Genomic DNA, 6686 nt, shown 5'->3' on the forward strand with positions numbered 1-6686 from the left:
CCCGCCTGCTGCGCCACATCGACGAACCCCCCGTCCGCCTGCTGCAGCATCAGGTTGTTGGGGTCGGCATTGGCGAAATCCTCCATGCGATCGACATTGCCCTTGGCGATGAACAGGTCGAGCCGGCCATCGTTGTTCACGTCCTCGAACTGGGTGTGCCAGGCGGTGCTGGGCCTGAGGTCATCGCCGAAGCTCGGCCGATGGGCGGTGACGCCGCGGCGATAGGCGATATCGGCATAGGTCGGGCGCGCGGCGCCGCCGGCGGGCGGTTCGGCCAGGGTCTGCAGCTTGTTGTCGGCCATGCTGGTGATGAAATAGTCGGGATAGCCGTCCCCCGTCAGGTCGGCCGAGGCGATGCCCATTCCCCAGATGCGGAGCACCTTCCAGCCCTCTGCGGCAGTGTAGAGGCTGGGTGGTGCACCGGCCGGCAGCTTCCACAGCTGTTCCTGCCCGCCCTCGTAGTACTCCCGGTCGTTGGCGATGCGGAGCGCCGGCGTACCCGACCGATTCCAGTCGGTGAACAGCATCGACAGCGCGCAGTAGCTGGGGACGAGCGGCATGGGCGCGCCGTAGCGCTCCCCCTCGGGCCGCAGCAGCCAGTTGTCGGTGCAGCTGCCCCAAGGCGAGATTTCCTGCTCGCGATCGACATAGGCCCCGACCGCCAGGGTCGGCCAGGCATTGCCGCGTTCCCAGGTGGCCGCGAAGGCGGTCCACCAGGCATCCCCGCCGTCGATCCCCCAGGTCTCGTTGGCGCGCTCGAACCGGCACTCTCCGCGACCGCGCATCACCACGTTCTCGCCCTGCCGCAGGATCATCAGGTCGACCATGCCGTCGCTGTCGATATCGAGGGGGTAGGCACCGAGGACCCCGCTCAGTTCGAGCCCGCTCTCGCCGGGGGAAAAGCGGAGCGGGCCGCCGCGCGCGCTGCGGTTGACGAAGAAGCCGGCCCTGGCCTCGCCGCCCGCCAGATAGAGATCGTCGAAGCCGTCGGCGTTGCAGTCGAAGGTCGCCACCCCGCCGCCCACCATGTACTGCCAGTCGCCCATGAAGCGCATGTCCACGCCGGAATCGGCGGTGTCCTCGACGAAGGCGGGCAGCACCGGCCCTTCGGCGAGGGCGGCGACGCCCGGCAGCAGTGACAGCAGCGCGGCGGCGACGGAAACGGCGGACTTGCGCATGGCGGAACTGGCTCCTCGGGCGGGCAGGGTTCGGCAGCAAGGCTAGTCCGCCGGCGGCCGCTCCGGCAAGCGGGGCCCCTCGGGCGGGGCGCAGAGCCGGATCAGTCGGCAGCCAGTTCGCGCAGGAACAGGGCCGGCCGCGGCGCCACCCCCCGCAGGATCGTCATCGCGCCCAGCAGGCCGGTGATCGCGATGGCACCCAGATCGACGGCAACGAGGCTGGTGACCCCGAGCGCGAACTCGACATCGAGCAGCACCATGGTCAGGATCATGGCCAGACCTATGCCGAGCGGAGTGGCGAGCAGGGCCGCGAAGGCGGCGAGCAGCACATAGTGCAGTGCCGCAACCCCCAGAATCTCGCCGCGCCGCGCGCCAAGCACCTTGCCGATCACGGCGTCGGCCTGGCGTTGCCGGCGCCCGGCGGCCAGGCTGCCGAGCAGCACCAGAAGACCATTGCCGACGGCCAGCCCGCCGACCAGCGACGCGGCGAGCGACAGCTGGCTCAGCGCCGCGGTGATCGCCTCGAGCGTCTCGCCGATGGCGATGAAGCGCACGTCCGGGAAGGCGGCGGCAAGATCGCGCTCGAGCGCCTCCTCGCGTCCGGAGGCCGCCGTGACCGCGCCCAACAAGGTGGCGGGATAACCCTCGAGCACGCCGGGCGAGAACGTCGCCAGGAAATCGATCCCGCCCTGCCAGGAATAATCGCGGAAGCTGGCGACCTCGGCCGTCACCTCCTCGCCGAACAGCGCGAAGGTCAGGCGGTCGCCGAGCTTCAGCCCGAGCCCCGCGCGAAGGCTCTGGTGCAGCGAGAGCTGCGGCGGACCGCTGTAGTCGGCCGGCCACCAGGCGCCGTCGACCACCTTGGAGGCCGCCGGCAGCTCGGACCGATAGGTCACGGGCACCTCGCCCGAAAGCAGGAACAGCGCCTCGGGTCCCCGGCTGCGGGCCGGATCGACCGGGTTGCCGTTGACGGCAGTGAGCGCCGCCCGCAGCATCGGGGTGAAGGTGAAGCGGGTGATGTCACCGCCCGAAGCCTCCATGGCGCGCAATGCCGCCACCTCGTCGTCGAACAGGTCGGAGGCAACCAGCGTGGGCGCATCGAACACCGAGGCGCCCAGATACTCGTTGCGCAGGTTGACCTCGAGCGCCAGCACAACCACCAGCATGGCGAGCGCCAGGCCCACCGAAACCACCACGGAGCCGGCATGCGACCCCGGGCTGACGATGTCGCGCAGGGCGTGGCGCAGGATGCGGTTGCCGGGCTCGGGCATCCGCCGCACTGCCCATGTCGCGCCGAGGAGGGCCAGCTGGAACAGCAGCACGGACAGGATGCTGACCGCCGCAAAGGCGGCGACCAGCATCGGGTCGCGGGTCATCACCACCGCGAGCCAGGCAAAGGCCGCCGCCGCGGCGACGAGCGGCAGGACCTGCAGCGAGCCGAGCAGCCGCCGCCAGTCGGTGGGCGGCGCGGCCAACCCCTTGGAACGGAACAGCGTCACCGGGCTGATCGCCTGGGCCTGCTGCAGCGGCAGGTAGGAGAAGGCGAAGGCGGTGAGCAGGCCGACGGCCGCGGCGACCAGCAGCGGCTGCACATGCAGGGTCGGCGGCAGGTTCACGCCGACGGCGGCGCCGACGATCGGCAGCGCCAGCAGCGCAACGCTGGCCCCGATGGCCAGCCCGATGCCGACGCCGATGGCGGCGAGCGCGGCGACCTGGGTGAAGAAGTGCAGGAACACCCGGGCCCGGCCGGCGCCCATGCTGCGCAGCACCGCAATCACGTCGGCGCGCTCGGTGACATAGGCGGAAATGCCGGTCCAGACGCTGACGCCGCCGATCAGCAGCGAGGCAAGGCCGACGATGACGAGGAAGCGCATGAACAGATCGTAGTAGCGCACCATCGGTCCGAGGCCGTCGCGCGGCGACCGGATGGTCCAGCCCGCATCGCCCAGCGCCGCCTCGACGGCGGCCCGTCCGGCCTCCGGCTCGAGATCGGCGAGCAGGAGCTTGTAGCGGAACCAGGTCCCGAGGCCCGGCAGCGGCGAGGTGAAATCGCCCAGGGTGGCGAGGCCATCGGTGGTGATGACCACCGGCAGGCCGAGCCGGAAGCCGCGCACGGCGGCGTCGGGCAGGCCCTGCAGGGCGCCGCGCACCTCGAACGGGGTGCCGCCGATCTGGATGACGGCGCCCACCGCGACCCCGAGCTGATCGAGCATGAGCGGATCGACAAGGGCGCCGCGCACGCCGTCCCGCTCGGCAAGGAACGCGAACGGACGCACCCCGGCGGGCAATTGCGGGCTCTGCACGGCGCCGAGCAGCGGATAGGTCTCGCCGACCGAGACGAGGTCGACAAAGGCGTCGCGCTCATCCACTTCCGCCCGCACATTGGTGTCGACGACGACGGAAATCTCCCCGAAGGACGACAGCAATGCGAGTTCCGCCGGGGTGGCGCCACGATCGGTGCGCGACAGCTCGAGATCGCCCCCCATCAGCACGGCGGCATCGCGATCCACCGCCTGGCGGATGCTCTCGCCGACCGAACTGACCCCAGCGATCAGCGCCGTCCCCACCGCGAGACAGGCGATGAGCAGCACGAAGCGGCGGAAATCGCCGCGCATGTCGAGCAGCCCGATGCGCAGCGCGGCAAGAACGGCACGCATCAGCCCCGGCCCGTGGAGGTGGTTTCGGTGAGTTCGCCCAGGGTCATGGTGAAGACGCGGTCGGCGCGCGCGGCCAGTCCCGGATCGTGCGTGATCAGCACCACCGCGGTGTGTTGCCGGCGGGCCAGATCGAACATCAGCTCGATGACCCGGGCGCCGGTCTTCTGGTCGAGGTTGCCGGTCGGCTCGTCGGCCAGCAGCAGGCGCGGTTTGGCGATCATGGCGCGGGCGAGCCCGACCCGCTGCTGCTCGCCCCCCGACAGGGCGGCCGGCCGGTGATGCAGGCGATCCGCCAGGCCCACCGCGGCGAGGGCCTCGGTCGCCGCGGCGCGTGTGCTTGCGAGCGGCAGCTCGGGCTGCGCGATCTCCAGCGCCAGGCCGACATTGTCGAGGGCGGTGAGCGAGGGAATGAGGTGGAAGCTCTGGAACACGATGCCGAGCGTGCGGCGGCGGAACAGCGTCAACTCGTCGTCGCTGAGCGTGGTCAGGTCCTGCCCGTCGACGAGCACGCGGCCCGAACTCGCCCGCTCGAGACCGGCCAGCAGCATCAACAGGGACGTCTTGCCGCTGCCCGACGGACCGACGATGGCCACCACCTCGGCCGGTTGCACCGAGAGCCCCACATTGCGCAGGATGTGCAGCGGTCGGCCGGCCACATCCAGCGTGTAGTTCACCCCGGTCACGGCAATGATCGGGGCTGCGGAGGCAAATGTCGAGCTGTCAACGGCGTCGGAAGCGGCGTGCGCGACTTTTTGACTTGCCGGAGACGTCGAACCGAAGGAGTGTGGCGTCGTACCCTCTGCTTTATTGTCGTCCGACATGCTGGTCACGATTACCCTTCGAGTCAGCCGACGGCACTGGCTCATGCGTGAGCGGCGGGCCAGGATGCAACTGAGTCCACTGGCGCGACAATGAACGATTTCGAAGTCGTTTGGAAAGCGGCAAGCCACCGGGAGAACGGTTGAAATGACGAGAATCCGTTTGCGCGTCGTATCTGCGCTGGCCGCAGCGATGATGGCCATCGGCGCCGCGCCGACACAGGCCGGGCAGGTCGAACTGGACCTGCTGACCTCCTACGTGGGCAACTGGAGCGGCAAGGGCGTGCTGGTTGGCGGCGAGGCGCCGGAATCGTTCCGCTGCCGGCTGACGATCGCCAAGGGCAACCAGGCCAAGATCAACTACTCGGGCCGCTGCACGCTGGTGAACATGAACCTCAGCGTCAGCGGCACCATCGCCTACGACGACAAGTCGCAGCGCTACCAGGCGGCGATGAGTTCCAATGCCGGCTTCACCGGCATGGCGGTCGGCCGCCGGGACGGCGAGCAGATCAGCTTCGACCTCGACGAGAAGCAGGTCGACCGGGGCGGCAACGACGTACGCATCGGCTCGAAGATCAAGCTCAGGGGCGGCGGCATCACCGTCGATTTCGAGGTCGAGTTCAACAATTCCGGACAGGTCCTGACCGCCTCGGTCCCCTTCCAGAAATAGCGTCGGCCGCCTATTGCGGCAGGCGCGCGGCGTGCGGCGGCGCGAATTCGGCCCTGCCGAACGTGCCGGGCAGGTTGATGGCCATCCACTCGTACGGATAGCCGAGCTTGAGCGGCATGGCCTCGGTGAGTTCGAGGCGGACATCGGGGGCCAGATCGAGATCGCCGGCGATGAGGTTCTCCTCGATCTGCTCGACGCGGCGGGCCCCGATGATCGCCGCGGTGACGCGCGCATCACCGAACAGCCAGCTCAGCGCCACCTGGCTCGGGGTGTGGCCGAGGCGGGCGGCGACCTCGACCAGCGTGTCGATCATCCGAAGCGAATCCTCGAACCAGTAGCGCGGCAGCGTGATCGCCGATTGCAGGCCGATGCGCGACTGCGCGTCGGGTGTCGCCTGGTTGCGGTACTTGCCCGACAGCATGCCGGCGGCCAGCGGGCTCCAGCAGATCATCCCCAGGCCCTGGTCGTCGCAGGCGGGCAGGATCTCGCGCTCGATGTCGCGACGGACGAGGTTGTACAGATGCTGTGCCGAGACGAGGGGCTCGAGGTTGCGCAGCGCGGCGACGCCATTGGCCTTGGCAATCTGGAACCCGTAGAAGTTCGAGCACCCGAGGTAGCGGATCTTGCCCGCCCTGATCAGGTCGTCGGCGGCGCGCAGGCTTTCCTCGATCGGGGTATAGGGGTCGGGGCCGTGGAACTGGTAGAGGTCGATGTAGTCGAGCCCCAGGCGCCTGAGACTGTTCTCGCAGGACTCGACGATGTGCTTGCGGCTGAGGCCGCGGGCGGTCACCGCCTGGTCGGACGGAAACCAGCACTTGGTCGCGACCACCAGGCCATCCCGCCTGTGGCTGCGCAGCGCCACGCCGAGCATGCGCTCCGATTCGCCGCCCGAGTAGCCGTCGGCGGTATCGATGAAATTGCCGCCACCGGCGATGAAGCGATCGACGATGGCACTCGAGGTCTGCTGATCGCAGCCCCACTGGGTGTTGCCGAAGGTCATCGTGCCGAGGCAGAGCCGCGAGACCAGCAATCCCGAGCGGCCGAGGTAGCGGTACTTCATCTGGGTCCTCCATCGGCAGCAGCCGTTCCCGAACCGATCGAACCGCGGATCGGAGGCCGCGTAAAGGCCGAAGCGTCAGTTAGGCCGCAGTTAGGTTCAGGCGAGCCGGAGGACGGCGAGGAAACCCGCCGTGCTGCCCGGGGCGGGTGAGAACAGTTCCAGCTTGCCACCGGTCTGATCCATGATGGTCTGCACGATCGACAGGCCGAGCCCGGTGCCGCGCGCCGTGGTGTCGCCGCGCGCGAAGGGTTGGGCCAGCCGGGCGAGCGTTTCCGGCGGCACCGGCCTGCCATCATTGGCGAC

Annotated in this window: 6 protein-coding genes; 1 reads left to right on the forward strand and 5 read right to left on the reverse strand. The window is 69.4% G+C overall.

From position 1 onward, the window contains the following. From ACE3TU_RS17025 to ACE3TU_RS17035, 3 genes are all read right to left on the reverse strand, one after another. On the reverse strand, positions 1-1178 hold a 1178-nt coding region (locus ACE3TU_RS17025), incomplete at its 3' end, for an FG-GAP repeat domain-containing protein (RefSeq protein WP_374626332.1). Positions 1179-1279: 101 nt separating this feature from the next. Then, positions 1280-3835, reverse strand: a complete 2556-nt coding sequence (locus ACE3TU_RS17030; protein ID WP_374626334.1) for an ABC transporter permease — start codon at positions 3833-3835, stop codon at positions 1280-1282. Beyond that, on the reverse strand, positions 3835-4518 hold the full coding sequence (locus tag ACE3TU_RS17035) for an ABC transporter ATP-binding protein (RefSeq protein WP_374626336.1): 684 nt from the start codon (positions 4516-4518) through the stop codon (positions 3835-3837). Before ACE3TU_RS17035 ends, ACE3TU_RS17030 begins: the two co-directional genes overlap by 1 nt. A 283-nt stretch (positions 4519-4801) precedes the next feature. On the opposite strand from ACE3TU_RS17035, the gene ACE3TU_RS17040 reads away from it, so the two are divergent. Continuing rightward, on the forward strand, positions 4802-5323 hold the full coding sequence (locus tag ACE3TU_RS17040) for a hypothetical protein (RefSeq protein ID WP_374626338.1): 522 nt from the start codon (positions 4802-4804) through the stop codon (positions 5321-5323). 10 nt (positions 5324-5333) lie between these two features. Here the strand turns inward: ACE3TU_RS17040 and ACE3TU_RS17045 are convergent, their stop codons facing one another. Together ACE3TU_RS17045 and ACE3TU_RS17050 are read right to left on the reverse strand one after the other, a co-directional pair. Then, positions 5334-6383 (reverse strand): aldo/keto reductase, encoded by a 1050-nt coding sequence (locus tag ACE3TU_RS17045; RefSeq protein ID WP_374626341.1) that lies wholly within the window; start codon positions 6381-6383, stop codon positions 5334-5336. 96 nt (positions 6384-6479) lie between these two features. Continuing rightward, a partial coding sequence (locus ACE3TU_RS17050) for an ATP-binding protein (RefSeq protein ID WP_374626343.1) occupies positions 6480-6686 on the reverse strand: 207 nt, incomplete at its 5' end.

This window comes from Devosia sp., assembly GCF_041917035.1.
GTDB lineage: Bacteria > Pseudomonadota > Alphaproteobacteria > Rhizobiales > Devosiaceae > Devosia_A.

What these genes read in the sequence shown, in the direction of transcription:
- ACE3TU_RS17040 (WP_374626338.1), top strand. Translation starts at nt 4,802, where the DNA reads ATGACGAGAATCCGTTTGCGCGTCGTATCTGCGCTGGCCGCAGCGATG.
- ACE3TU_RS17045 (WP_374626341.1), bottom strand. Translation starts at nt 6,383, where the DNA reads ATGAAGTACCGCTACCTCGGCCGCTCGGGATTGCTGGTCTCGCGGCTC.
- ACE3TU_RS17030 (WP_374626334.1), bottom strand. Translation starts at nt 3,835, where the DNA reads ATGCGTGCCGTTCTTGCCGCGCTGCGCATCGGGCTGCTCGACATGCGC.